General features: G+C 71.7%; 3 protein-coding genes. All 3 read left to right on the top strand.

What is annotated here, in order from left to right; genetic code table 11:
* Positions 1–325: 325 nt before the first annotated feature.
* The 3 genes from ABZ646_RS43330 (at position 326) to ABZ646_RS43320 (ending at position 3,266) form a co-directional block, all read left to right on the top strand.
* Positions 326–1,291 carry a DUF5937 family protein gene (locus ABZ646_RS43330; protein ID WP_360532347.1) on the top strand — a complete coding sequence of 322 codons (966 nt, stop codon included), beginning with the start codon at positions 326–328 and terminating at the stop codon, positions 1,289–1,291.
* 286 nt (positions 1,292–1,577) lie between these two features.
* Positions 1,578–2,144: a dihydrofolate reductase family protein gene (locus tag ABZ646_RS43325; protein WP_360532344.1), complete on the top strand. Its 567-nt coding sequence runs from the start codon at positions 1,578–1,580 to the stop codon at positions 2,142–2,144.
* A gap of 147 nt (positions 2,145–2,291) precedes the next feature.
* Entirely contained in the window at positions 2,292–3,266 is a 975-nt protein-coding gene (locus ABZ646_RS43320; protein ID WP_360532341.1) for a hypothetical protein, read from the top strand.
* Positions 3,267–3,315: the final 49 nt, after the last annotated feature.

Here is a 3,315-nt window from a genome sequence, read left to right as displayed (position 1 = left end):
GCTTCCAACCCCTCGACACCCGGGGCGCGTTGGAGCAGTGGGGCGGACCGGCGTACGCGCTGCTGTTGGTCATGCTCGGACCGCCCGGTGCCACGAAGGTCCAGCATGATCAACTGTCGGTGCGCGGACAGGCCACCGAGCTCGCCCAGGTAGGCCGACGCCTGTGGCCCGCCCGGTAGGCAGACCAGGGGCGGCCCGTCCCCGGCCACACGGTAGGCAAGCTCGGTTCCGTCGTACGAGGTGAAGGTTCCCATGCCGGACAGCGTGCGGGTGACGACGGGGGCGGCCTATCGTTCAGTCACAGCTACATGATGGGGCGGCTCGGATGGCGGTCGAGATCAGGTTCACCGCGGCGTCGGTCGCGAAGGTGCGGTTCGCCGTCTCGCCGCTGGGCGAGACGGTGCTGGCACTGCGGATCCTGTTGGGTACGGGCGGGCACGCGGTGCATCAGTCGTGGGCGCGCAGGGCGCGGCCGCTCCTGGCAGGTGAGCGTGCGGTGCCGTTGCTGCGGACGCTGATCGCCGGGCCGCTGCCGTCGTTCCTGTTCCCGGCGCCCCAGGAGCGGCTGCCTTCCATGGCGACGGAACTGGACCTGCTGCGGGGCACGGAGGAGGCCTTCTTCCGGCGGGAGTACGGCGCCGTCGTGGGCGTACCGGCCGAGGAGGTCCCCGGGCCGGCACTGGTGCTGCCGCGGCTCGCCGAGGCGCTCCACCGCTGCCACGAGTTGCTGATCGCTCCGCAGTGGGGCCGGATGCGCGCGGTTCTGGAAGCCGACCTCGGCAGACGGGCGCTCACCCTCGTCGACGGCGGTGTCCAGGCGCTCTTCGCCGAGTTGCACAGGGATATCGCGTGGGAGGCCGGCCAGTTGGTGGTGCACGGCCGGCGCGCCCCGCACGCGGTCCATACCGTGGACGCAGGCGGCCACGGTCTGGTCCTGCTGCCCAGCGTCTTCAACTGGCCGAACGTGGGCGTCGACAAGTCCCCGGTCACCGCCGCGTCGATCCGCTACCCGGCGGTGGGCGTCGGCTCGCTCCGGGAACCTCCTCCTCAGACGCTCACGGGCTTGGCACCGGTCCTGGGCCGCACCAGGACGGCGCTGCTCGCCGCCCTGGCGGAACCCCTGACGACTGCGGCCCTCGCCAGTCGGCTCGGCATCACCCCGAGCGCGGTCTCCCAGCACCTGGGCGCGCTGCGCGGGGCGGACCTGGTGTCGACGCGGCGCACGGGCCGTACGGCGCTCCACCTGCGCACAGAGCGGGCGAACCACCTGCTGGGCATCCCGGACCCCTGAGCCGCGCCGTCCCGGCGGGACGAGGGATCTCGGTGGCGGCTTCTGCCGGGCGGGACACGCGGCCGGGTGCCTGGGCTGTCGGCACATGATCGAGTCAGGGGAGAGGATTTCTCGGCAGCGTGTCGATCGGTGGGGTTCCCGTTCGACGCTTGGGCAGAGGCGCGACCCCCGGAGCAGGATGCGGGAACAGGCCGCGGCTCAGGGATCAACGAATGCCGTCCTATGTCCACCAGCGGTCCGGGGTGCCGAGTACGAGGCCGGCCGCTGGACGCCCCAAGGAGAAATCATGCAGATCCGCGCCCGTATGAGCATGAGCGCCGATGGCTATGTGACCACACCGAGTGGGTGGCCCGCCCTGACCGCCGACCCCTCGTTCGTCTCCGGCGAAAGCCACGGTGTCCGGGAGTTCCTCGACGGCTGCGAGGCGGCGCTGATGGGCCGTACCACCTTCGAGCCCGCACTGACCAACAACCGCTGGCCATGGCCGGACCTCGACGTGTTCGTACTCGGCTCGCACCGTCCTGACGGCACTCCCGGCCACGTCACCACCGACAGTGACCCGCTACGGCTCCTGGAGAAGCTCCGGTCGGCCAACCGGGGTGGCGACGTCCACCTCATCGGTGGCCCCCGGACGATCGGGACGTTCCACGCCCTCGGCGCACTCGACACCCTCGAACTGGTCGTCCTTCCGATGCTGTTCGGCGGCGGGATGCAACTGACACCCATGCTCGGCCCCGACACCGCACTGACCTTCCAGCGCGAGCGGGCCCTCCCCGGTGGTTCAGTGGAGATCGTCTACTCCTGCCACGGCAGTCGGACTGAACTCCCCGACAAGCCTGCCAGCCAACGCTGAGCGGCATTCGACGACCCGGCGGACCCGGGAGGCGTTCGCGACGCTGTCGACGGTCGCCTCGGCGGCCCGCCGCCCGTCAGCAGCCCTGGCCAGGTACGTCTCGGGGCGACGGAAGCGCTGCCCGCCCGATCGGTAGTACTCGACATCGTGCGCGCGTCGCCGGTCCGCCCGGCGCCGTTCGACCGGATCGGGCAGCCCACCGACAAGCTCGCGACGGGCGGGCTGACGTTCGGCGCGATCGAGGTCCCAGAGGCCGGGTTCACCGCCCCGCCGGTGCTGGTCGCGCTCGACATGGCGGTCGTGGCCCTCGCCGCGTTCGTGGCCCTCGAACTCATGAGTCCATACGGTGACAAAATCGCCTTACCGGAGGGGCGGCGGTGGTGGGAGGCGCGGATGGATCTGGACGCTGTCGTCGATGAGCTGTACCGCCTGGCCCCGGGCGACTTCACAGCCGTCCGGGACGAGCGGGCCAGGACCGCGCGGGCGGACGGCGACCGTGAGCCGGCCGAGCGGATCCGCCGGCTGCGCCGCCCGACCCTGGCGGCCTGGGCGAGCAATCTGCTGGTGCGTGAGCAGCCGGAGGAGACCGAACGGCTGCTCCGACTCGGTGCGGCGCTGCGGCAGGCCCACCGGAATCCGGACGGCGACCAGCTCCGGGAGCTGTCGGCGCAGCAGCACCAGCTGACCTTCGCCCTGGCCCGGCAGGCCGCCCAGCTGGCAGCCGAGACCGGGCTACGCATCAGCGACGATGTCCGGCAGGAGGTCCAGGACACCCTGCACGCGGTGCTCGCCGACCCCCCGACCGCCGCACAGTGGGCCAAGGGACAGCTGACGAAGCCGCTGAGCCTTCCCGCGGGCTTCCCCACGCCCCTGCGCCGGCCCGAAGAAGCACCGGCTCCCCGCCGCCGCATCCGGCCGGCCAAGGAGGTGGCCGATCCGGACGCCGCGCGCGCCCGACGCCAGGAGCGGCAAGCGCGCCTCGACCAGGCCCGGCAGCGGGCCGCGGACGCCGAGCGGGAGCTCCACGCGCGGGAGGACGAGCTGGCCGCCGCCGAAGAAGAAAAAATCCCCATCATGCCAACCACTTTATCGTTTTGGCGCCAGTTGGCAGAAAACCACTGAGATTCGCACATCGCGAAGCGGGACGCGATCCACATGCTTGCGTCAGCGG

This window comes from Streptomyces sp. NPDC007162, assembly GCF_040634175.1.
GTDB lineage: Bacteria > Actinomycetota > Actinomycetes > Streptomycetales > Streptomycetaceae > Streptomyces.
The sequence above is the reverse complement of the archived record's forward strand: the minus strand, read 5'-3'. Positions and strand labels throughout refer to the sequence as shown.

What these genes read in the sequence shown, in the direction of transcription:
- ABZ646_RS43330 (WP_360532347.1), top strand. Translation starts at nt 326, where the DNA reads ATGGCGGTCGAGATCAGGTTCACCGCGGCGTCGGTCGCGAAGGTGCGG.
- ABZ646_RS43325 (WP_360532344.1), top strand. Translation starts at nt 1,578, where the DNA reads ATGCAGATCCGCGCCCGTATGAGCATGAGCGCCGATGGCTATGTGACC.